The sequence below is a fragment of the Flavobacterium urumqiense genome (genome assembly GCF_900108015.1).
GTDB lineage: Bacteria > Bacteroidota > Bacteroidia > Flavobacteriales > Flavobacteriaceae > Flavobacterium > Flavobacterium urumqiense.
This window is the reverse complement of the sequence record NZ_FNVP01000002.1, coordinates 168,020-191,443: the sequence shown is the minus strand read 5'-3', so window position 1 is coordinate 191,443 and position 23,424 is coordinate 168,020. Positions and strand designations below refer to the sequence as shown.

19 protein-coding genes are annotated in these 23,424 nt (G+C 32.9%); 16 read left to right on the top strand and 3 right to left on the bottom strand.

Annotated elements, in window-relative coordinates; translation table 11 throughout:
* The first annotated feature begins 7 nt into the window (after nt 1-7).
* The 13 genes from sov to C4S35_RS16255 all read left to right on the top strand — a co-directional run bounded on the left by sov (nt 8) and on the right by C4S35_RS16255 (nt 16,379).
* Nucleotides 8-7,219 (top strand): T9SS outer membrane translocon Sov/SprA, encoded by a 7,212-nt coding sequence (gene sov, locus C4S35_RS04030; protein WP_103998945.1) that lies wholly within the window; start codon nt 8-10, stop codon nt 7,217-7,219.
* A 94-nt stretch (nt 7,220-7,313) separates the two neighbouring features.
* A complete protein-coding gene (gene gcvH, locus C4S35_RS04025; protein ID WP_103998944.1) occupies nt 7,314-7,694 on the top strand; it encodes a glycine cleavage system protein GcvH in 381 nt (126 codons plus the stop codon).
* Nucleotides 7,639-8,070 (top strand): VanZ family protein, encoded by a 432-nt coding sequence (locus C4S35_RS04020; protein ID WP_103998943.1) that lies wholly within the window; start codon nt 7,639-7,641, stop codon nt 8,068-8,070. Before gcvH ends, C4S35_RS04020 begins: the two co-directional genes overlap by 56 nt.
* 177 nt (nt 8,071-8,247) lie before the next feature.
* Nucleotides 8,248-8,991, top strand: coding sequence for a deoxyribose-phosphate aldolase (gene deoC, locus C4S35_RS04015; protein WP_103998942.1), 744 nt, complete (start codon nt 8,248-8,250; stop codon nt 8,989-8,991).
* 19 nt (nt 8,992-9,010) lie between these two features.
* The gene (locus C4S35_RS04010; RefSeq protein WP_103999101.1) at nt 9,011-11,134 is read left to right on the top strand and encodes an energy transducer TonB; all 2,124 of its coding nucleotides are present in this window, start codon (nt 9,011-9,013) and stop codon (nt 11,132-11,134) included.
* 104 nt (nt 11,135-11,238) lie between these two features.
* Nucleotides 11,239-12,141, top strand: coding sequence for a heme o synthase (gene cyoE / locus C4S35_RS04005; protein ID WP_103998941.1), 903 nt, complete (start codon nt 11,239-11,241; stop codon nt 12,139-12,141).
* Between the two features lie 2 nt (nt 12,142-12,143).
* Nucleotides 12,144-12,734 (top strand): cytochrome c oxidase subunit 3, encoded by a 591-nt coding sequence (locus tag C4S35_RS04000; protein WP_103998940.1) that lies wholly within the window; start codon nt 12,144-12,146, stop codon nt 12,732-12,734.
* Between the two features lie 42 nt (nt 12,735-12,776).
* Complete coding sequence (locus C4S35_RS03995) at nt 12,777-13,754, top strand: cytochrome c oxidase subunit 3 (protein WP_103998939.1); 978 nt, start codon at nt 12,777-12,779, stop codon at nt 13,752-13,754.
* Nucleotides 13,755-13,770: 16 nt separating this feature from the next.
* On the top strand, nt 13,771-14,121 hold the full coding sequence (locus C4S35_RS03990) for a cytochrome C oxidase subunit IV family protein (RefSeq protein ID WP_103998938.1): 351 nt from the start codon (nt 13,771-13,773) through the stop codon (nt 14,119-14,121).
* 75 nt (nt 14,122-14,196) lie between these two features.
* Nucleotides 14,197-14,838: a hypothetical protein gene (locus C4S35_RS03985; protein ID WP_103998937.1), complete on the top strand. Its 642-nt coding sequence runs from the start codon at nt 14,197-14,199 to the stop codon at nt 14,836-14,838.
* A 12-nt stretch (nt 14,839-14,850) separates the two neighbouring features.
* The gene (locus tag C4S35_RS03980) at nt 14,851-15,537 is read left to right on the top strand and encodes an SCO family protein (RefSeq protein WP_103998936.1); all 687 of its coding nucleotides are present in this window, start codon (nt 14,851-14,853) and stop codon (nt 15,535-15,537) included.
* A 1-nt stretch (nt 15,538) separates the two neighbouring features.
* Nucleotides 15,539-16,123: a DUF420 domain-containing protein gene (locus C4S35_RS03975; protein WP_103998935.1), complete on the top strand. Its 585-nt coding sequence runs from the start codon at nt 15,539-15,541 to the stop codon at nt 16,121-16,123.
* A 109-nt stretch (nt 16,124-16,232) separates the two neighbouring features.
* On the top strand, nt 16,233-16,379 hold the full coding sequence (locus C4S35_RS16255) for a hypothetical protein (RefSeq protein WP_341865118.1): 147 nt from the start codon (nt 16,233-16,235) through the stop codon (nt 16,377-16,379).
* 74 nt (nt 16,380-16,453) lie between these two features.
* On the opposite strand, the gene C4S35_RS03965 is transcribed toward C4S35_RS16255, so the two are convergent.
* Entirely contained in the window at nt 16,454-17,863 is a 1,410-nt protein-coding gene (locus tag C4S35_RS03965; RefSeq protein ID WP_103998933.1) for a DUF4403 family protein, read from the bottom strand.
* A 328-nt stretch (nt 17,864-18,191) separates the two neighbouring features.
* On the opposite strand from C4S35_RS03965, the gene C4S35_RS03960 reads away from it, so the two are divergent.
* From C4S35_RS03960 to tsaB, 3 genes are all read left to right on the top strand, one after another.
* Nucleotides 18,192-19,628, top strand: coding sequence for a TolC family protein (locus C4S35_RS03960; RefSeq protein ID WP_103999100.1), 1,437 nt, complete (start codon nt 18,192-18,194; stop codon nt 19,626-19,628).
* Nucleotides 19,629-19,634: 6 nt separating this feature from the next.
* Entirely contained in the window at nt 19,635-20,927 is a 1,293-nt protein-coding gene (locus C4S35_RS03955) for an efflux RND transporter periplasmic adaptor subunit (protein ID WP_103998932.1), read from the top strand.
* 238 nt (nt 20,928-21,165) lie between these two features.
* A complete protein-coding gene (tsaB, locus tag C4S35_RS03950; protein WP_103998931.1) occupies nt 21,166-21,834 on the top strand; it encodes a tRNA (adenosine(37)-N6)-threonylcarbamoyltransferase complex dimerization subunit type 1 TsaB in 669 nt (222 codons plus the stop codon).
* 10 nt (nt 21,835-21,844) lie between these two features.
* Here tsaB and C4S35_RS03945 read toward each other — a convergent pair whose 3' ends face one another.
* Together C4S35_RS03945 and C4S35_RS03940 are read right to left on the bottom strand one after the other, a co-directional pair.
* Entirely contained in the window at nt 21,845-22,672 is an 828-nt protein-coding gene (locus C4S35_RS03945) for a mechanosensitive ion channel family protein (RefSeq protein WP_103999099.1), read from the bottom strand.
* Between the two features lie 80 nt (nt 22,673-22,752).
* Entirely contained in the window at nt 22,753-23,415 is a 663-nt protein-coding gene (locus tag C4S35_RS03940) for an apolipoprotein A1/A4/E family protein (RefSeq protein WP_208618861.1), read from the bottom strand.
* Nucleotides 23,416-23,424: the final 9 nt, after the last annotated feature.

Genomic DNA, 23,424 nt, shown 5'->3' with positions numbered 1-23,424 from the left:
GGATTATATGCATAAAATTTGTATTTTTTTGCTAGTCATATTTTGTGGTTTTGTATCGAAAGCCCAAGTTACACCAATTGCTAAGGATACAATTAAAACTGGTTTTTCTACAGGGAAAGTCCAACTTAAAAATCCTCAAAGTATTCTTTCTGCTTATTCCTATGATCCTGTCACAGATCGGTATATTTATACTAATTCTGTCGACGGGTTTTCTATTGACTATCCTATAATATTAACGCCAAAAGAGTATGAAAACTTAGTTTTGAAAGAATCCATGCGGGATTATTTCAAGAAAAAAGTGGATGCTATAGATGGAAAAAAAGAAGGAAGTGAACAAGCTAAAAAAGATTTATTGCCAAGGTATTATGTGAAATCAGGGCTTTTTGAATCCATCTTCGGAAGTAATACTATTGATGTGAAACCAACTGGATCTGTAGAAATGGATTTGGGAATGCGTTACACAAAACAGGATAATCCCTCATTCTCTCCCAGAAATAGATCAAATCTTTCTTTTGATTTTAATCAAAGGATAAGTATGAGTTTAATGGGAAAAGTAGGGACTCGGCTTAATGTAAATGCGAACTACGATACGCAGTCTACTTTTGCTTTTCAAAATTTAATAAAGTTAGATTACGCCCCTACTGAAGATGATATAATTCAAAAAATTGAGGTTGGAAACGTTAGTATGCCATTGAACAGCTCATTAATTAGAGGCGCACAAAGTTTATTTGGGGTAAAAACGCAGTTGCAATTTGGTAAAACTACTGTGACTGGTGTATTTTCGGAACAGAAATCGCAAACCAAAAGCATCGTTGCCCAAGGAGGCGGAACAATTCAGGATTTTGATATTTATGCCTTGGATTATGATAACGACAGACACTTTTTCTTGTCGCAGTATTTCAGAAATAAATACGATGCATCCTTAAAAAACTATCCTTTTATTGATAGTAGAGTTCAAATTTCAAGATTAGAAATTTGGGTTACCAATAAACAAAACAGAGTTACCACTACTAATAACAATTTAAGAAATATTATTGCACTTCAGGATTTAGGGGAAGCACAATTGACAGGGTCAAATGGGAATCCGATAACTGATAATGAAGTGGTGGTGTTAGATCCTTCTACAGGGATGTTTTTAGTTCCCACTAATGAGCCTTCCGATAATAGAAATAATAAATATGACCCTGCATTAATTGCCAGTAACAGCGGTTTTCTGAATAATAATATACGAGAGGTTGTTACTTCCAGTTCAGGATTTAATGGTATAACCGTAAGTGAAGGCCAGGATTATTCTAAACTAGAAAATGCCCGAAAACTGAATCCTAATGAGTATACATTTAATGCTCAGTTAGGATATATTTCATTACAACAACGATTAGCCAATGATGAGGTTTTAGCTGTTGCTTATCAATACACTATTGGTGACAAAGTTTACCAGGTAGGGGAATTTGGAAGCGACGGGGTAGATGCGACCGTTGTAACAGGGACTAATCAATCAAATCAGGCAATTATAACACAGAGTTTGATATTGAAAATGCTGAAAAGTAATTTGACCAATGTCAAAAATCCGGTTTGGAACCTGATGATGAAAAATATTTATCAAATTCCGGGTGCGTATCAAGTAAAACAGGAAGATTTTAGATTTAATATTCTTTATACTGATCCTTCTGCTTTAAATTATATAACCGAAGCAAAAGATGCTGCCGGAAATCCAGTTCCATTTCCTGGACCAGATCCATTAAAAACACCTAAAGAAAACGAAGAAAATAAAGTTGCTGAAACTCCTTTACTTAAAGTGTTTAATTTAGATAAATTGAATTATAATAATGATCCACAAACAGGAGGGGATGGTTTTTTTGATTTTATGCAAGGCCTGACAATCGATGCTCAAAACGGAAGGATTATATTCACAACCAAAGAACCATTTGGAGAACTGTTGTTTTCTAAATTATCTAACGCTGGTTCGGGAGAAAATTATAATAATGAAAGTAGTTATAACCCAAATCAAAAGAAATATGTGTTTAGAAACATGTATCGTAATACACAATCCGGAGCTCTACAAGATAGTGATAAAAATAAATTTTTATTAAGAGGAAAATATAAATCTACTGGAGGTGACGGGATTCCAATTGGAGCTTTTAATGTGCCAAGAGGATCAGTTGTTGTGACAGCCGGAGGAAGGATTTTAGTTGAAGGAATAGATTATAGTGTCAATTACCAATTGGGAAGAGTTCAAATTCTGGACCCATCACTTCAGGCATCGAATACACCAATTAATGTTTCTTTGGAAAATAATTCAATTTTTGGTCAACAAACCAGAAGGTTTATGGGCGTTAATGTGGAACACAAAATTTCGGATAATTTTTTAGTCGGTGCTACTTTTTTAAAAATGTCTGAAAGACCATTTACACAAAAATCTAGCTTTGGTCAGGAATCCGTGAATAATACTATTTTTGGATTGAACTCCAATTTTTCTACTGAAGTTCCATTCTTAACCCGATTAGTAAATAAATTACCTAATATAGATACGGATGTCCCTTCGAATCTGTCCGTAAGAGGAGAAATTGCATTTTTGAAACCGGATTCGCCAAAAGCAGATCGTTTTCAAGGAGAATCTACTATATATGTTGATGATTTTGAAGGTTCGCAATCGACCATTGATATGCGTTCACCATATGCATGGAGTTTATCATCAACACCAGAAAGAAATGCCAGGAGTACGTATGATTTTAATGCCAGTGCTAACGATTTGAGTTATGGTTTTAAAAGAGCAAAATTAGCATGGTATTCAATTGACCCTGTATTTTACACCCAAAAACCATCTGGAATTTCAAATGAAGATTTGTCTTTAAATACGACCAGAAGAATTTATAGCGAAGAATTATATCCTTTAACGGATATTGCACAAGGACAATCCCAAGTTGTTAATACATTAGATTTAAGTTATTATCCTTCAGATAGAGGACCTTACAATAATAGTTTAAATTACAGTACAAGCCCATCATCAAATTTTGGTGGGATTATGAGATCATTGAATTCAACTAATTTCGAACAAGGGAATGTAGAATATATTCAATTTTGGGTATTAGATCCGTATGTTGGAAGTGGGCAAATTCCTCAAACTAATACAGGTAAAATTTATTTCAATTTAGGAGAGGTCTCTGAGGATGTTCTTAAAGACGGAAGAAAACAATATGAAAATGGTCTTGGTCCAGATCAAATTTTGTCAAATCCGCCATCTGTCTGGGGAGATGTCCCTGCATCGCAATCTTTAATTTATGCGTTTGATACCAATGCTGATAATAGAAAAAATCAGGATGTCGGTTTAGATGGTTTGGCAAATGTCAAAGAAGTTTCAGTTTACAATAATTTTGCGTCAGAACGGGATCCTGCATCAGATGATTACACCTATTATTTGAATGCTTCTGGAAATGTTTCAGAACGATATAAAAATTATAATGGTGTGGACGGAAACTCCGCAGTTGATATTAATGATCCTAATAGAGGTGCCTCTACGGTTCCAGATGTCGAGGATATTAACAGAGACAATACTATGAATACCATTAATGCATATTATGAATATAGTATTGATGTCAAACCAAATATGAGTATTGGACAAAATTACATTACTGATATTAGAAATACCCAAGTCACTTTGGCAAACGGTTCCGTAACTGATGCAAGATGGATTCAGTTTAAAGTACCAGTTTCACAACCCGAAAATACTATTGGAAATATTTCAGACTTTAGATCAATACGTTTCATGAGAATGTTTATGACGGGTTTTAATGACCAAGTAACGGTTCGTTTTGGAGCTTTAGATTTAGTTAGAGGAGAATGGAGAAGATATACAAATACACTTGATTTTAATGATACTAATGTAGCTGATGACAAAACTGATCTGGATGTATTGGCGGTTAATGTTCAAGAAAATAATGAAAGATGTCCAATAAATTATATAACTCCTCCAGGGGTAGTAAGAGAGCAACTATACAATAATAATACAGTTATTAATCAAAATGAACAATCATTAGCTCTAAGAGTATCGGGTGATGGATTGGAGCCAGAGGATTCGAGAGCTGTTTTTAAAAATGTGAGTATCGACATGCGTCAGTTCAAAAAACTGAAAATGTTCTTGCACGCTGAATCTTTGCCAAATGAAATTGCGCTTCAGGATAATCAAATGGTTGGTTTTATTCGTTTTGGAAATGACTTTACACAAAATTTCTATCAAATAGAAATTCCTTTGAAAATTACTAAGCCTTCTCCCTCTTCAACCTCAGATTGCTCTGCTTTAAGTGCGGAAGCAGTTTGGCCAGCGGATAATGAAATTGATTTATCTTTGGCCTTACTGACCAAATTGAAGATTTTGGCGATGAGTGTAAATCCAAATGATTTACCATTGGACGGAATTTATTATAAAAATGAAGATGATGATAAACTGGATCCGTCATTATCCAATAAACCTAATAAATTAAGATTAGGAATTAAAGGAAATCCTAATTTTGGCCAAGTTCGAACTTTAATGGTTGGTGTCAAAAGTAATGAAACGCATCAGGATATTAAAGGAGAGGTTTGGTTCAATGAATTGCGTATTGCTGATATGGATAATCAAGGCGGTATGGCTGCAGTACTGAATTTGGACTCAAATCTTGCAGATTTTGCCACTGTTTCTGCTACAGGGAAAATGAGTACCATAGGTTTTGGAGCATTAGAACAAGGTCCAAATGAAAGAAGCCGTGAAGATACAAAGCAATACAATATCGTAACAAATTTAAATCTCGGAAAATTATTGCCGCCAAAATGGGGGGTGAATTTACCTTTTAATTATGCTGTTGGTGAAGAAATGATTACCCCAGAATATGATCCCTTCAATCAAGATATTAAACTAAAACAGTTATTAGATAATACAGATAATCAAGCAGAAAGAGATAATATTAAAAGAAGAGCAACGGATTATACAAAACGAACAAGTATTAATTTTATAGGAGTTCGAAAAGAAAGAAGTCCGGAGCAGAAACAACATGTTTATGATGTAGAAAATTTCACCTTTTCGCAATCTATTAATGAAGTGGAGCGACATGATTTTGAAATTGAAGATTATATCGATCAGCATGTAAGTTCATCTGTTGATTATGGCTTTGTTTTTCAACCTAAACCAATTGAGCCTTTTAAGAAAACCGCTTTCATGAAAAAAAGTAATTATTGGAAATTGTTAAGTGATTTTAATTTTAATTATTTGCCATCCAATATTTCATTTAATTCTAATATCAACAGGCAATACAACCGTCAGCAGTTTAGACAAGTTGATGTGGAGGGAATAGGACTTGATCCTTTGTACAGAAGAAATTTTGCATTCAATTATCAATATGGGTTTAATTTTAATTTAACAAAATCTTTAAAATTAAATTATACAGCTTCATCCAGTAATATTGTCAAAAATTATTTGAATGAGAACAATGAACCGATTGATTCTTTTACAATTTGGGATAGTTATTGGGATATTGGAGATCCTAACCAACATATGCAACAATTAGTTTTAAATTATGAGTTGCCTATTAATAAAATTCCACTTTTTAGTTTTGTAAAAGCTAATTATTCTTACACGGGAGATTATAGCTGGCAGCGTGCTTCTAATGCATTGTCTCAAATACAAATTGATGGAAATAATTATAATTTAGGAAATACGATTCAAAATGCAAGCTCTAATAATTTAAATGCTGCGTTCAACATGGATGCATTGTATAAGTATTTGGGATTGACAAAAAACAGCAATAAATCAGTAGCTAAGCCAAAAGCGGCTATCCCAAAACCGGGTGAAAAAGTAGTAAATACAAATAACCAACAACCTGCAAAAAACAATGAATTCGTAGACGGCTTGATAGGGGTTTTAACCAGTGTCAAAAATATTCAGATGAATTACACGGAGAATAGCGGTACAATATTACCTGGATATACTCCAGGAGTTGGGTTCTTGGGTTCATCAAGACCGTCATTAGGTTTTATTTTTGGTAGCCAAGATGATGTGCGATATGAAGCGGCTAGAAATGGATGGCTGACCAATTATCAGGAATTCAATCAGAATTTTACCCAAGTAACAAATAGAATATTTAAAGCTACGGCAAACGTTGATTTGCTTCCTGACTTAAAAATTGATTTGTCATTAGATAGAGCATATTCTAGAAATTCCTCGGAACAATATAGAGTTGATATTCAAGAAGGGTACATACCTCAATCACCTTATAGTTATGGTCTTTTTTCTATATCGACGGTTCTAATAAAAACAGCGTTTTCAGTAAGTGATGAAAATGGATCTGCTGCATTTGATGACTTTAGAAAGAACAGACTTGCAGTTGCGAATCGATTAGCTTCTCAACGAGGAATAGATATAAATAATCCGTCTAAACTAGATGGTGAAGGTTATCCATTAGGGTATGGTAAAAATAATCAGGCAGTATTATTGCCTGCTTTTCTAGCCGCTTATTCCGGTTCTAATGCATCAGACGTTTCCCTTGGGATATTTAGAAGTTTTCCAATACCAAACTGGGCAGTAAAATATAATGGATTGATGCGTTATAGTTTTTTCAAAGAAAATTTCAAGCGTTTTTCTATGCAGCATGGGTATAGAGCTTCTTATACAATTAATGCTTTTAGATCTAATTTTGAATATGATAAAGATCCTGCTGGAACGGATGCCAGCGGAAATTATTTCAACAAAACAATCATGTCAAATATCAATCTAGTGGAGCAGTTCAATCCACTTATCAGAATGGATTTTGAATTGAAAAATTCATTGAAAGTACTTACCGAAGTAAAGAAAGACAGAGCGTTATCGATGAGTTTTGATAATAATTTATTGACCGAGGTAAAAGGAATAGAATATGTCGTCGGATTAGGATATCGATTTAAAGATGTGATTTTTTCCTCCAGGTTGGCTGATAATCCAACTGGAATTATAAAAAGCGATATTAGCGTGAAAGGTGATTTGTCATACCGCAATAATCAAACAATTGTTCGTTATTTGGATTATGATAATAATCAATTAGCCGGAGGGCAAAACATTTGGTCTTTAAAAATTACTGCGGATTATGCATTTAGTAAAAACTTGACAGCAATTTTCTACTATGATCATTCATTTTCGAAAGCCGTAATATCAACTTCCTTTCCTTTAACAAACATTCGATCAGGATTTACAATGCGTTATAATTTTGGCAATTAATTTTTTTAAAATCTAAACAAGATTTGAATTGAGATTGTTACATTTGTTCCATAAAATTTCAATTAGTAAATAGTAATTATCAATAAATATTTTTATGAATATACCAGCAAATTTAAAGTACACAAAAGATCACGAATGGGTTAGTTTAGAAGGTGATATTGCAACAGTAGGAATTACACATTTTGCACAAAAAGAATTAGGAGATATCGTATATGTTGAGGTTGAAACTCTCGATCAAGCTTTAAAAAAAGATGAGGTTTTTGGTACAGTTGAAGCAGTTAAAACTGTTTCAGATTTGTTTCTTCCGTTATCAGGGGAAATTATTGAATTTAATGATGCATTAGAAGGCAAGCCGGAAGTTGTAAATTCTGATCCTTACGGAGCTGGATGGATGATAAAAATTAAAGTTGCAAACATGGATGAAGTTGATTCTTTGCTTTCAAGTGAATCATACAAAGAACTTATTGGTGCCTAAATTACTTTATCTTTGGATTTCTTTATTTTGGACTGGAGTTATTGCGTATTTTTGTTTAACGCCATCAAATAATCTTCCAAGTATAAGTATTCCTTATTTAGATAAATTTGTACATGCATGCTTTCATTTTGTATTTACTTTATTTTGGTTTCTGTTTTTTAAAAAACAATTAAATAGCCCAAATTTCATTAAACCTTTAAGGTTGTCATTTGTTCTTTCTGTTTTTTTTGGAGTAGGAATTGAAATTTTGCAAGAATTGTGTACAACAACCAGAAAAGGAGATGTTATTGATGTCTTGGCAAATATAACAGGGGCAACTCTGGCGGTTTGTGTTATTCTAATATATGGTAAGTATTGCAGTTTCGATAAAATTTAGCAGATAGTATAATCCCACTTAGGTGGGATTTTTTATACTTATACTTTTTCTTTACCAAAGAAGGATTAAGTAAAAGAAGAAGCAAGTTTGAAAAGTAAATGTTTATATTAAAAATATGTGAATTTAAAATGTATTTTTGCTGCTTAGCGCTTATCTCATTATAAAATCAAAAGAACAATGGATATTAAACAATACTTAGATTCAACCTATTTGAAAACGGCAACACAAGCTGGACTGAGTGAGGCTGAGAATATTATTGTAGTCAAAAAAAATATTCATGAAGCGATCGAAGAGCAATTTAAACTCATAATGATTCGGCCAAATATGGTTTCATTGGCTAAAAAAATGATTATTGCTGCTGATTCAAGTTTGCAAATAGGGACAGTAATTGATTTTCCTGAAGGAAAGTCAAACGTACAAGAAAAGCTGAAGGAAGCGATCCAGGCTATTAATGATGGAGCTGATGATTTAGATTTCGTTTGTAATTACGAGGCATTCAAACGCGGTGAACTGGATTTGGTAAAAAATGAAATTTTAAAATGCACGCAATTAGGTTTAGAAAATGGCAAAGTCGTAAAATGGATTATAGAGGTTGCGGCACTAGATGATAAACAAATTATACAATTGTCAGCTTTTATAAAAAACTGCGTTATTTCAAATTTTAAACAAGAGTTGTGTCCTTCTGTTTTTGTGAAATCATCAACTGGTTTTTATAAAACAGAAAATAATTTACCTAATGGAGCGACTATTCCTTCTATTATTATGATGTTGGAAAATGCTTCGCCACTTCCTGTTAAAGCAGCCGGAGGAGTTAGAACTTATGAGGAGGCTGTTGAAATGATTCGGTTAGGTGTAAAAAGAATAGGCACTTCGAGTGCAAAATTAATTGCTAATGGGCAAAATTCAAGCTCTGAATACTAAATTTACAAAGAAAGTCAACATGAAAAAAGGTTTGTCAACTATACTTTTGTTATTTTATTCGTTTTTTATTTATTCACAAGAAGTAAATAATAGTTCGTTACAATCAGATCCTTCTGCAGAGCGGTTTCCTATTTTTCCGAATTGTGAAAACTTGCAGTCTAATGAATTAAAAAACTGTTTTTATAATAAAGTGCTGGATTTTATTTTTCAAAATTTTGAAGTTCCTGAAAATTTAAAACAAGCCGATTATCAAGGCAATGTAAAAGTGCTTTTTGAAGTGGACAATAATGGTTCTTTCAAAGTGATTTATACTGATGCTGTAGATGAAAGTTTAATAAAAGAAACAAAAAGAGTCTTTGAGAAATTTCCAAAAATAAAAGCATCGACTTATAATGGAAAACCTACCTACTCTAAATATACCATTACAATTGCAATCCCTTTAAAAAGCCCGGAACAGTTAGCTTCTGAAGCACTTGTTAGAGCAGAGATTATAAAAAACGATACAAAACAAGTAACGGAACTGGATAGTATAGTTTATAAAAAATTTAGAAACCCTGAGTTTGAAAGCCATTTGAATATTCCTTTTTCGCATAGTTATTATTCTCAGTTTGATGCTTCTTTAAATCAGGTAGGAAGCAACAATCATACGGCATCTAAGCCATATTCTTATGCCGAGGTTTCGAAATATTATGATCTTAAAACGGTAAATGATAAGCTTAAAAAAAATACTTCTGGTTGGTGGGCCAGAAAATTATGGAATGAAAGTACAGTAGAAATTCAAGGGGAAGGCTATTGGTTTACATTAAATCCGATATTGGATTTACAAGTTGGTAAAGCATCGCAGACCAAAGCGAATTATACATATGTAAATACACGAGGGTTGAATTTTCGTGGGGGCATTGGGAAGCAAATTAATTTCACTACAACGGTTTTTGAAAGTCAGGGGCGATTTGCTGATTATTATAATCGTTATGCCGAGTCTATAAGGCCAGCGGGAGGGAATCCTGCAATTATTCCAGGTATGGGAATTGCCAAAAATTTTAAAACGGATGCGTATGATTTTCCTTTGGCGGAAGCCAATATAACTTTTGCACCCAGTAAACATTTTGATCTGCAATTGGGTTACGGGAGAAATTTTATAGGAGACGGATACCGTTCTTTATTGGAAAGTGATGGGGCAAGTCCATATCCATATTTCAAAATCAACACTAATTTCTGGAAAATAAAATATACAAATACATATATGTGGCTTAAAGATGTTCGCCCTGAGGTGACTCTTGAAAGAACATATGCAACAAAATTTATGGCAAACCATTATTTGAGTTGGAATGTATCGAATAAATTAAATATTGGTTTGTTTGAATCGGTAATTTGGACTAATACAAATGATCGAGGATTTGATGTCAATTTTGTAAATCCAATTATATTTTATCGTTCGGTTGAATTTGCTTCTTCGGCAAGAAGCGGAAATGCAGTTTTAGGATTGACCTATAAGTACAAATGGAACAATCAGATAAACGCTTACGGACAATTCATTCTTGATGAATTTTCTCTTGGCGATATTAAAAAGCGCGATAATAGTTGGAAAAATAAATTTGGTTATCAGTTAGGGATTAAATATTACAATGCTTTTCAGGTTGATAATTTAATATTGCAGTTAGAATACAATCATGTTCGTCCTTATGTTTATTCCCACAGCAATCCTATTACAAATTATGCGCACAATAATCAAAGCATAGGACATCAGTGGGGAGGGAATTTTAAAGAATTTTTAGCCATTGCCCGTTATCGTAAAGGAAGATATTATGGTGATGCAAAATTTACAATAGGAACTCGAGGTTTAGATTTTGATACCGTTGATGACCGTTATAATTATGGAGGAAATATTTATAAAGATTATGATGAAAACAGACCGTTAGATTCTGGCGTAAAAGTTGGGCAAGGTAATAAAACGGCCGTTTTTATAGCTGATATCCAAGGAGGTTACCTGATAAATCCATCTACTAATTTAAAACTTTTTGGAAGTTATATTTACAGAAGTTTTGATCCTGAAATGAATACCTCTACTACTTTTAATCAAAGTACTAATTGGTTTACATTGGGAATACGTTCGGATGTTTTTAATTGGTATTTTGATTATTAGTTTATTATATTTCTAAAGAAGTTTTTTTATGAATTGTTTTTTGTCAAATCCCTTTTGATAAACTACTTTTGCAAAAGTTTTTACGAAGCAAATAACCATTAGCATTGAACGCAACACAAAATACCTTTTCATTAAAGTCTATCTATATTGATTTCCGCGAGATAACTAAGGCGCGTCTCGCTGTTAGCGTAGTGTTTTCGTCTATTGCAGGATTTATGCTTGGGATTGCTAATATCCATTCATTCAGTTGGATAGTGTTGTTGAAACTTGCTATAGGTGGTTACTGCATGGTAGGTGCTTCTAATGCTTTTAATCAGGTTATTGAAAAGGATTTAGATGCTTTGATGGATCGAACAAAAAATCGGCCGGTTCCAGCAGGCAGAATGTCATCTAATACTGCTTTGATCATTGCAAGTCTTCTCACTATTATTGGAATTGTACTATTATATACGATCAATTCTAAAACCGCCATGTTTGGTGCGATTTCTATATTTCTATACACGAGTGTATATACGCCTTTGAAGACAATGACTTCGCTGTCAGTTTTTGTAGGAGCTTTTCCTGGAGCAATTCCTTTTATGTTGGGATGGGTTGCGGCAACAGGAGAATTTGGTATAGAAGCAGGGACTTTATTTTTAATTCAGTTTTTCTGGCAATTTCCTCATTTTTGGGCCATCGGATGGTTTTTGTATGAGGATTATGAAAAAGCGGGTTTCTTTATGTTGCCTACCGGGAAAAAGGATAAATCAACTGCTTTGCAGATTATTTTATATACGGTTTGGCTTATAATAGCTTCGCTTTTACCAGCTTTGGGTTATACCGGTCAATTGTTTATTACGCCGTTAGCTGCGGGTTTGGTATTTTTATTGGGTCTTTGGATGCTTTATTATGGAGTGCAGTTGTATAAAAAACGAACTGCTAAAGCGGCAAGAACTTTGATGCTGGTAAGTGTTTCGTATATTACGTTGTTACAGTTAGTTTATATATTTGATAAATTTTTAAGATAGTTATGGAAATCACAATGACAACGGAAGAAGACCACAAATCTAGAACGGCAAGATCGTACAAGTTACTCTTACTTTTTGCTATGGTGAGCATGATAATGATGTTTGCGGGGCTTACAAGTGCTTATGTAGTTAGTAAATCAAGAACAGATTGGTTGAAGGACTTTCAGTTACCGACAGCTTTTTATTTTAGCACAGTAGCAATTATTGGATGCAGTGTTACTTTTCATTTGGCAAAAAAAGCAATTCAAAAAGACAACCAAAGTGCCACTACTAAGTTTCTTTTGTTTACTTTAGTATTGGGAATTTTGTTTGTTATTTTGCAGTTTGTAGGTTTCGGACAAATAGTGGAAAACGGGTATTATTTTACCGGAAGTGAAAGTTCAATAACGACAACATTTCTATATGTTGTTACCGTTGTACACTTGATTCACCTTGCTGGTGGGGTAATTTCTCTTCTTATTATAATTTATAATCATTTTAAACAAAAATATAATTCATCTCAAACCCTTGGAATTGAACTGGGTGCAATGTACTGGCACTTTCTTGATTTATTGTGGGTTTATTTGTTTTTGTTTTTATATTTCTTTAAATAAGAAAAAAACGTAAATTTGGGAACTTTTTAACGAATAACTTTTATGGAAGCGACAGTTACTACTGCAAATAGTGAAGAGAAAACTTGGGGAGGCGGCAATGAGCCAATGAAAGCAAGTTATGGTAAATTAATGATGTGGTTTTTTATCGTATCAGATGCCTTAACGTTTTCTGGATTTCTAGCGGCTTACGGATTTTCTAGATTCAAATTTATTGAAACTTGGCCATTGGCCGATGAAGTGTTTACACACTTTCCATTTATGCATGGGGTATCTGCTCCGATGTATTATGTGGCATTGATGACTTTTATTTTGATTTTTTCATCAGTAACAATGGTTTTAGCCGTTGATGCTGGTCATCAAATGAAAAAAGACAAAGTCGTTATTTATATGTTTTTAACCATTATCGGAGGTATGATTTTCGTTGGATCTCAAGCCTGGGAATGGAAAAATTTCATAAAAGGGGAATATGGTGCAATCGAAACAAAAGGAGGAAGTTTACTTCAGTTTGTGGATAAAGAGGGGCATCGAGTAGCTCTTGCTGATTTTGCGGCAACATTACCGGAAGAAAGAGAGCAATTGACAAGAAGTAAAGGAAAATGGTTCATGTCAGAATCTTCTTTGCCTACTTATTCAGTTGCGGAAGTTCAAGCTGGATTTAAAGCACACCCTGATCTTTTAATAAAAACAGAGATTATCACAAAAGAGAAGCAAAAAACAATTCTTTCTAGAAAGGATTCTGAATTGAGATTAACTCAAGCTAGTTTAGTAGTTGAAGGGGCTAATTTAACCCACAACGAATACGGAAGTAAATTATTTGCTGATTTCTTTTTCTTTATTACTGGGTTTCACGGTTTTCACGTACTCTCTGGGATTATTATAAATATTATAATATTTTTCAATGTGCTGTTAGGTACTTACGAGAAAAGAGGAAGTTACGAGATGGTCGAAAAAGTTGGTTTATACTGGCACTTTGTCGATTTAGTTTGGGTATTTGTATTTACATTTTTCTACTTAGTTTAATTTTAGATTTATCATTATGTCACACGAACATGTTTCTAATACAAAGAGAATTTGGACCGTTTTTGCTCTTTTGTCTCTAATAACGATTGTAGAGGTAATTTTTGGAATTTTTAAGCCAGACGCGCTTCACTTGAATAGCTTTATGGCTATGAGTTTATTAAATTGGTTATTCATCATCCTTACACTTGTAAAAGCGTTTTATATTGTATGGGCCTTCATGCATATGGAAGGTGAAAAAAGTACACTAAAAAATGCTGTTGTTTTACCAGTAATTTTTCTAGTATTATATTTACTTTTCATTCTTTTGACTGAAGGAAATTATATTTATGAGGTTTTTAAGAATTCTACTATCAAATGGAATTTTTAACAAGATATTAATTCAAAAAAAGGGTGCGCATTGCGTGCCTTTTTTTATTTTTGTACTTTAAATAATATCAAAATAATGAAAAAAAATATCGTTCTTTTTGTGCTTTTTATTTTGCCTATTGTTGCTTACCTTTTTTTTGCATCGGGAATAAATAGTTTCACTAAGTTGCCTGTAATTACTCCCAAAGTTGCTGATTTCGGGCAATGGAAATCTCTAAATGGAGAAAAAGTCAGCTTGAATAGTAAAATTACTATTTTGGGATTTTCCGGAACGGAACTATTAAAAAACAGAGGTAATTATTTCAATATAAATGAAAAAATTTACCAGAGATATCATGATTTCGCAGACTTACAATTTGTTGTAATTTGTCCATTAGGAACCGAAAATGAAGCAAGAAAAATAATAGATGCCTTAGATGATTTTACGGATGTCTCTCAGTGGCATTTTCTTTTTACGACGCCTCAAGAAATTAATGCCTATTATGACCAGTTAAAATTGGTTGGGAAGTTAGATAAGAACTTAGGAACTCCAAATGTATATATAGTAGACAAGGTAAGAAACCTGAGAGGGCGAAAAGAAAAGAAAGATTATAAAGAAGGGTATAATACATTTCATTTAGCCGAATTGAGTAATGAAATGTTAGATGATTTTAAAGTAATTTTGTACGAATATCGTGCTGCACTTAAAAAAAATAATAATGCCACCAAAGAACTTTAATTCTAAGAAACTATGCTTAAAAATAAATCATACATAGGAATTTCATTTATTATCTTGCTTTTTGGCATTTATGCTGTACCAAAAATAATAGACAGAATACAAAATAATGATGTGGTTAAAGGAGATCGTTTAGATAAGATTGGTTCTATTGCAAAGAATGATGAAAAATTAGTAAAAATTGGTCCGGCTCCAAAGTTTGAATTGCTGAATCAGGATAATAAAAAAATCACTAATGAAACGTACAAAGGTAAAGTATATGTTCTTGAATTTTTCTTTACAACTTGCCCTTCAATTTGTCCAAAAATGAATCTGAGTATGTTAGCTATTGAAAATAAATTTTTCGGGAATCCAAATTTTGGAATTATTTCTATTACGATCGATCCAACACACGATACTCCTGAAGTTTTGAAAGCACATGCAAAATTATTGGGGGTGAAATCATCTAATTGGAATTTCTTGACAGGCGACAGAGCTTATATTTTTAATTTGGCAAACAAGGGTTTTAATCTTTATGCTGGTGAAAATGGTAAAGTAGATGGCGGCTTTGAGCATTCTGGTTTGTTTGCGTTGGTAGATAAAAACGGAGATATTCGTTGCAGAAAAGATGATTTTGGGAATCCAATATTATATTACGACGGTTTAGAGAAAAAAGGAGTAAGAGATATTCAACAAGACATTAATATTTTATTAAAAGATTAAGATGGAAGATAATTCGATAGAACAAAAATATAATAAATGGATCATCATCCTTTCTGTGCTTATACCTGTCGCAGTTGCCATACTTTTTAAAGTAAAGCTTAAAGATTTTGGTATTCATGTTGCTCCCTTACATTTTTTACCTTCCATTTATGCTACAATTAATGGTGTTACTGCTGTCTTATTAGTTTCAGCAGTCTTGGCTATCAAAAACGGTAAAAGAACGCTTCATGAAAATCTGATGAAATCAGCAATTGGTTGCTCTATTGCTTTTTTAGTGATGTATGTAGCATATCACATGACAGCCGACTCCACTATATTTGGAGATGTAAATCACAATGGTGAATTGGATGTCGCTGAAAAATTGAAAGTAGGAAACTTAAGATTAGTTTACTTTTTAATTTTAATAACACATATAATTTTATCAATTGCAATTATTCCATTAGTCTTAGTAACTTATGTTCGTGCTTTGGCTACTAAATTTGAGATGCATAAAAAAATTGCTAAAATTACGTTTCCTATATGGTTGTATGTTGCCGTTACCGGTGTGATCGTCTATTTAATGATTTCCCCTTATTATGCTCAATAAAAAAACAATACGCAATACGCAAGTAAAAATTTTTTCAAGAAAAAGAGTTATAGTATTCTTTCTTCTTGTTTCTTTCTTTTTCCCTCTCAATACGCAAGCACAATGTGCTATGTGTCGTGCTGCATTGACTAGTGAAGGAAATAAAACGAAAGCGGCAGCCGTAAATGACGGAATTGTATATCTAATGGTGATTCCTTACTTACTTGTTGGCGGTATTGGTTATGCTGTGTATCGAATGAGAAAGAATAAAAGTTAAGCTTCAATTCCAGGTAAAAAAATTAAAAGTCCACTTTTTCTGAAAGGATTTCCCCCAGCGTGGACCTGAGATGTTTACTTCAGTCCGTTTACGGATATATTTACGGCCCCTTTTACTTTTATAAAGGCAATAATGGCTTGATTGGTTAATTCGATTTTTTGGAATTGAATGTCTTCCATTTTTCCATTTACGTAAACGCCTTGCATGGGAGAATAATTTTTTAAATAATTCATCATGCTTTGTTTGCCTTCTTCTAAATTTGGTCTTATAGAATAACGACAGCTCTGTTGAATTTTTCTTAAAATTAATCCTTGAGTAAGCCAGTTTGCAGTGCGCATTAATTTGTTTTTAGTATCAAGAGCATAATCCAATTGATCAAAAAACACTTCTTTGGTTTGTTCATTATACTTTGGAAAACCTGCTAAATAAATGGTTCCGTTAACTGATCCCATAACATCTAAAGCAATTATCATTTTGCTTTTTTTTTGCCAAATGGCTACGTTTTGTACTTTTATTTTATTGCTGCCAGAGCCAAATTCTTGTCCGGAAAAATTCTTGGTCATTATTTTTGAAGCCTCTTGATAAGTTGAAACAGCCACGATATTAGCTGTTATTGCCTCCGGTATGTTAGTGACTGATTTCAAAATGATTTTTGTTGCATCAAATTTAGATTCAGGTTTAGTTCCTATTAAAGTTTCCATGTTGCATTTCATTCCCATTTCCAGTATGAATGTATCGTTTTTCAATTTGGCGTTAGCAGAATAAATTTCAATAGGAACAATTCGAAGCCAACTTTGATAAACATCACTCATTTGAAAAGGAATGCAAATCTTTTCTAAAGCTGCCAGAACATTAGGTTTAAAATCCATCGATTTTTCTATGGCAGCATCTATCTTCTTTTCTATTTTTGATTTAAAAAGTTTAACGCCAGGATTAATTAGATATGTTACAGGTACATTTTTACCAAAAACGGTCATCGTGGGACTTTCATTCCATTCTAATGATTTTAGTTCTGTTGTGGTATTCAGTTTCCAATTGGTCAAACTAACATCGCTTAGTAAAGTTATTACACCGTTTAGATTGAATTCCCTGGTATCGTAAAGTGAAATGCCAAGTTTTTTAGTGCCAATTCTATATTTTACGATAGCTTTTAATGGTAAAATTGTTTTTATCTTTTGTCCCGAACTCCCATGATCGTTCATGATAGTAATGGGGGCCAGTTTCCAAATTTTCATTTCAATGCCATCATCTTCAATGTTGTTGTCTTCATAAATCAAACCATTCAACAATGCGTTAGTTTGGTTCTCAATATCCTTCAATTTTACACTAATAGGCAAATTAATAAAAGAGGGGACATTTTCGTAAACCAAAGGAATGGCATCATCAGGTTCCGGTTTTAGTGTAGCTATCTTTTGGGAAGTGGAACAACCAGAAATCGATACAATAAGTAGAATAACAAGTAAGATCGAAAAGAATTTCAGCATTTTGTTTTTGTTTGAAGGAACAAAATTAAGAAAACAATTATATTTTAGGGTTAAACTGTAACATTTTCAAAGCTATTATGTCTTATTGGTGTATTATCAGAAAAACCAGTATGTTTTTATCAGAATTCATTTTGGGAATAATAAATATTGTTTAAATAATTAGCTTTAAATTTAAAAGTGAAATTATGTTTTTTTATAAAATAAAAGTTAGATATTACTGTCTGAAGAAGTAAACAATAAATAAATAAAGCAGAGCTTGAAAAGATAAGTAGTTTTTGAAAAATGTTAAATTTGTGTAGTACCTTTGCTGCATTTTTATCAAATGAATATGAAAAAAAAGAGTTGTATAAGTTTCGTTTTTATTGTTCTGTTTGGGCTTTCAGCTCAGGCACAATCTAAAAAGTGGACCTTGGAAGAATGCGTAAATTATGCTGTACAAAATAATATTTCCATCAAGCAAACCGAATTAGATTCTAAAACGGCAATGATCGATAAGAAAGGAGCTATTGGGAATTTTTTGCCATCTGTTAATGCAAATGCTTCTCATTCTTGGAATATTGGTTTGAACCAAGATATTACGACAGGACTTTTACGAAATCAAACTTCACAGTTTACTTCGGCAGGAGCAAGCGTAGGTATTGATATTTACAAGGGACTGCAAAACCAAAACACGCTGCGAAGAGCCAATCTTTCCATAGTTGCTGCGAAATATCAGTTATTGAAAATGAAAGAAGATGTGGCGTTAAATGTTGCTAATGCTTTTTTGCAAATCCTTTTTAATAAAGAAAATCTAAAAGTGCAACAAGAGCAAAAAGCGTTTAACGAAAAACAATATAGCCGTTCAGAAGAATTAGTAAAGGCAGGATCAATTCCTCGTGGGGATTTATTGGATATAAAAGCTACTGTGGCGTCCAATAATCAGAGCGTTATTGCTGCAGATAATGCGCTGTTGATTTCTAAATTAAGTTTAGCGCAATTATTGCAATTAAAGGATTTTGAAAATTTTGATGTAATTGATAATACTTCAATTAAAGACGAAAATAATATTTTGGCTCAAACTCCTACAGCTATCTATGATAAGGCCAAGGAAATCAGAACAGAATTAAAAATTGCTCAAACTAATTTAGAAATTGCCGAAAAAAATGTTGCTATTGCAAAAGGTGGTTTTCAGCCTACATTACAAGCATTTTATAATTTTAATACCAGAGCTGGATATTCCGATAGAATTATTGGTTACGGTCCAAATACGAATAATCCAACTTCAATTATTGGTTATGTTCAAGAAACGAATCAAAATGTATTGCAACCTACTTACACGCCAATTTTAGGAAAAGCATTACCCGTTTTTGATCAATTTAATGATAATAAAGGGCAGTCTTTTGGGGCACAATTATCGATTCCGATATTTAATGGGTTTTCAGCAAGAAATAATGTAGAACGTTCTAAAGTAAGTTTAGAGAGATCAAAAATCGCATTAGAACAACAGGATTTAGATTTGCAAAGAAATGTGTATACTGCATTTACGGATGCAAAAGGAGCTTTAAATGCGCATGAATCTTCAATAGTAGCTTTAGAATCCAGACAAGAATCCTATAATTATGCTAAAGAAAAATATGCTGTTGGTTTAATGAATTCTTTTGATTTTAACCAATCGCAAACCTTATTGTCAAATGCACAATCTGAAGTTATTAGAACCAAATACGATTATATTTTTAAAATTAAAATATTGGAATTCTATTTTGGAATTCCAATTATCAAAAACTAATTTAACATGTCAAAAAAAACAATTTATATCTTAATTGGTAGCGTCGTAGTAATTATAGCATTATTGGTTGTACTTTCAAAAACGGGAGTTATTGGTAATAAAGATAAGGGAAAAGAGATAGAAATAACTACAGTAGATGTTTCAACAATTATAGAAACTGTTTCTGCTACTGGGAAAATTCAACCTGAAATACAGGTAAAAATATCTTCAATGGTTTCCGGAGAAGTTATTGCATTGCCTGTAAAAGAGGGACAAGTAGTTAAAAAAGGAGATCTATTGGTAAAAATCAATCCAGATTTATATACATCCGGTTTAAATAGAACGGTTGCCAATTTATCAGGAACAAAAGCCGGATTGAGCCAGGCAGATGCGTCTTTTAAGGAAGCCAAATCAAGTTACGATCGAAACAAAACTTTATTTGAAAAGGGAATTATATCTAGATCAGATTGGGATAAAGCAATCGCTTCTTTTGCTGTAGCAAAAGCAACAAAACAATCGGCTTATTATAATGTTCAAAGTGCTTCAGCTTCTGTAAATGAAGCCCGGGATAATCTTGGTCGTACCATTATTTATGCTCCGGCAGATGGGACGATTTCTATGTTAAATGTAGAATTAGGGGAACGTGTGTTGGGAACGCAACAAATGGCCGGAACTGAAATAATGAGAGTTGCCAACTTGAACAATATGGAAGTTGAAGTAGATGTGAATGAAAATGACATTGTAAAAATAAAAGTAGGTGACGAGGCGAAAGTTGAAGTTGATGCTTATTTAAAAAAACAGTTTAAAGGTATTGTTACCAGTATTTCTAATTCGGCAAGTTCTTCTTTAACGGCTGATCAAGTGACTAATTTCAAGGTGAAAGTTAGAATACTTAAAGAATCGTATGAAGATTTATTAGAAGGAAGACCTGCAACTTATTCTCCTTTTAGACCTGGAATGACAGCAACGGTTGATATAATTACTAAAACAAAAAATAATGTATTGTCTGTGCCAATAAGTTCAGTGGTGGTAAAGTCAGATACTACGGCGGTGGTTATAGGTAAGATGCCAGATTCTAAAACAGAAGGTAAAGAAACAATGCCTAAAAGTGATAAAAAGTTTGAATGTGTTTTTGTAAAAGTGGGAGAGAAAGCTAAAATCAGAATCATAAAAACAGGAATTCAAGACGATACAAATATTGAGGTTTTAACAGGTCTGAAAAAAGGAGATGTTGTTATAACTGGTCCTTATACCACGGTTTCGAAGGATTTGAATTCAGGTGATAAAGTGACGTTAAAAACAGATAAAGAGAAGAAGTAAATTTTTTTTAAAATTTCAAAAGCAAATTTCAAATTCCAAGTTTTATAACGAGATTTGTATTGTGATTATGTTTTATCAAAAAATAAATCACCCAACCATTGTCATTCCGATAAAGGAAGAATCGCATCGTCTGATTCCTTCTTTATCGGAATGACAAGTTTTGGAAAAATAGAGATTAAATAATTATGATTTTATGATTCAGTAATCCTAAATCTAAAATCCTAAACCCAAAATTAAATTGCCTTATATACTTAACATCGAAACTGCGACTAAAAACTGTTCTGTTGCTCTCGCAAAAGAGGGAAAAACGATTCTATGCAAAGAAATTGCTGAAGAAGGTTATTCTCATGCCGAACGATTGCATGTTTTTATTGAAGAAATCATAGAAGAAGCGGGAATTACAGTCAATGATTTAGTGGCTATTGCAGTAAGTCAAGGACCAGGTTCTTACACTGGATTGAGAATTGGAGTTTCTGCAGCCAAAGGACTGAGTTATGCTTTAGATGTTCCTTTAATTGCAGTTGATACATTGAAAACATTGGCTTCTCAGGTAGTTGTTACAAATGGTTTAATTGTTCCAATGATTGATGCCCGAAGAATGGAAGTATACAGTGCCATATTCAATCCAAATTTAGAGAACAAACGGGCTATTTTGGCTGAAATAATCACAGAAGATTCCTTTAATGATTTAAAGGAAACAATTTATTTTGTGGGTGATTGTTCAGAAAAATGCAAAACGGTTCTTACTAAAGAGAACTTTATTTTCTTAGATGAAATCAAATATCCATCTGCAAAGGAAATGAGTCTGCTGAGTTTTGAAAAATTCAAAATAAGGGACATTGTTGATGTCGCTTATTTTGAACCGTATTACTTAAAAGATTTTATGATTACAACCTCAAAAAAGTAAGATATTTAAATTAAGAATTAACCTTAGACGATTCTCTTACGTAAGGTTGAACAACAATTCTGGCTGCATCAAATGCCAGTTTGCAACTTTCCAGAGTGTCAGAGAAAACAGCGCCAAAATCTTCATTATTTGCCCAAGGTCTAACTGCAAGCTGGATAGCATTATCTGTTAAGTTTTTTACTGAAACTTCAGCAATGGGTGTTTTAAGTATTTTTGGATTGTTGTTCAGAACATTTGTAATGATATCCTTTGCTTTTTTAATGTCAGTATCGTAGGAAATGGCTATTGTCAAATCAGCTCTTCTGAATCCTTGTAAGGAGTAATTGATGATAGTGCCGTTTGATAAAGATCCGTTTGGGACGAAAATGGTTTGATTGTTGGCATTAATTAATTTGGTGACAAATATTTGAATTTCGCTTACTGTTCCGATAACTCCTTGTGCCTCTATTGTATGACCGACTTTAAATGGTTTAAAGAGAATAATCAGCATTCCTCCTGCAAAATTTGATAAAGAACCCTGAAGTGACAGACCTACGGCGAGTCCCATTGCCCCAAGAATAGCGACAAAAGAAGAGGTTTCGATTCCCAGATTTGAGATAAAAGTTATAAATAGTAAAACCCTTAAAACCCAAAGTAGAATATCCGAAAGAAACCTAGTTAGTGTAGGGTCTAAATTTCTTTTTATCATCATGCTTCTAATAAATCTATTGATAAGCCGAATCGTATAAAGTCCTGCTAACAGAATAAGTACCGCAGATATTAATTTTGGGGAATAATCAATTAATACTTTAACAAAAGTACTGGCGTAATCAGTAAGTTGATTAGGGTCTAAGTTCATTTTTGAAATAATAAAAAACCTTCTCATAGGAGAAGGTTAAGTTTGAACCGCGAAAATACAAATTAATTATTTTTTAGAACCTAATCTGCATCTTCTTCTATTTTATTTATGGTTTTTTTGGCTATTTCTGCACCTTTTGAATCAATATCATTTGCAAATTCACTTGTTTTCTCAGAAATAGTTTCTGAAGTTTCTGAAACAGCTGTTAGGGATTCATCTACTACATCTTCAATTTTGTTTTTTGCAACTTCAGCAGTTTCTAAAACGGTTGTTTTAGAGTCTTCTGCTACATCTTCAACTTTGTTTTTGACAATGTTAGCAGTTTCTGAAACCGTTGTTTTAGATTCATTTACTATATCTTCAACTTTTTCTTTTGTAACATCAATATTTTCTTTTGCACTTCCCGTCACTTTTGCAAAAGCATCTCCCGCTTTATCAGAATATTCGCTTACTACTTCCTTCACTTTGTCAGTATATGTTTCTGTGTTCTCTATAATTGGTGCGACTGTTTCTTTTACTTTTCCTATTGTGTCATTAGCAAAGGATTCTGCTTTTTCAAGATAAGGTGAGGCAGTTTCTTTTACTTTATCAAACGTTTCCTCTGTAAAAGCCTCTGCTTTTTCAAGATAAGGTGCTGCTTTTTCTTTTGCTTGGTCGAAAGTTGTTTCGGCTTTTTCAACCAATTCACCGGCTGATTCTTTGGCTGAGCCAAACAAATTCTTTAAAAATGATAATACTCCCATGATATATTT

Bases quoted from the DNA above. Each gene is read 5' to 3' on its own strand.
- sov (WP_103998945.1), top strand. From the start codon at position 8: ATGCATAAAATTTGTATTTTTTTGCTAGTCATATTTTGTGGTTTTGTA.
- gcvH (WP_103998944.1), top strand. From the start codon at position 7,314: ATGAATATACCAGCAAATTTAAAGTACACAAAAGATCACGAATGGGTT.
- C4S35_RS04020 (WP_103998943.1), top strand. From the start codon at position 7,639: ATGAAGTTGATTCTTTGCTTTCAAGTGAATCATACAAAGAACTTATTG.
- deoC (WP_103998942.1), top strand. From the start codon at position 8,248: ATGGATATTAAACAATACTTAGATTCAACCTATTTGAAAACGGCAACA.
- C4S35_RS04010 (WP_103999101.1), top strand. From the start codon at position 9,011: ATGAAAAAAGGTTTGTCAACTATACTTTTGTTATTTTATTCGTTTTTT.
- C4S35_RS04000 (WP_103998940.1), top strand. From the start codon at position 12,144: ATGGAAATCACAATGACAACGGAAGAAGACCACAAATCTAGAACGGCA.
- C4S35_RS03995 (WP_103998939.1), top strand. From the start codon at position 12,777: ATGGAAGCGACAGTTACTACTGCAAATAGTGAAGAGAAAACTTGGGGA.
- C4S35_RS03990 (WP_103998938.1), top strand. From the start codon at position 13,771: ATGTCACACGAACATGTTTCTAATACAAAGAGAATTTGGACCGTTTTT.
- C4S35_RS03985 (WP_103998937.1), top strand. From the start codon at position 14,197: ATGAAAAAAAATATCGTTCTTTTTGTGCTTTTTATTTTGCCTATTGTT.
- C4S35_RS03980 (WP_103998936.1), top strand. From the start codon at position 14,851: ATGCTTAAAAATAAATCATACATAGGAATTTCATTTATTATCTTGCTT.
- C4S35_RS03975 (WP_103998935.1), top strand. From the start codon at position 15,539: ATGGAAGATAATTCGATAGAACAAAAATATAATAAATGGATCATCATC.
- C4S35_RS16255 (WP_341865118.1), top strand. From the start codon at position 16,233: ATGTGTCGTGCTGCATTGACTAGTGAAGGAAATAAAACGAAAGCGGCA.
- C4S35_RS03965 (WP_103998933.1), bottom strand. From the start codon at position 17,863: ATGCTGAAATTCTTTTCGATCTTACTTGTTATTCTACTTATTGTATCG.
- C4S35_RS03960 (WP_103999100.1), top strand. From the start codon at position 18,192: ATGAAAAAAAAGAGTTGTATAAGTTTCGTTTTTATTGTTCTGTTTGGG.
- C4S35_RS03955 (WP_103998932.1), top strand. From the start codon at position 19,635: ATGTCAAAAAAAACAATTTATATCTTAATTGGTAGCGTCGTAGTAATT.
- C4S35_RS03945 (WP_103999099.1), bottom strand. From the start codon at position 22,672: ATGAACTTAGACCCTAATCAACTTACTGATTACGCCAGTACTTTTGTT.
- C4S35_RS03940 (WP_208618861.1), bottom strand. From the start codon at position 23,415: ATGGGAGTATTATCATTTTTAAAGAATTTGTTTGGCTCAGCCAAAGAA.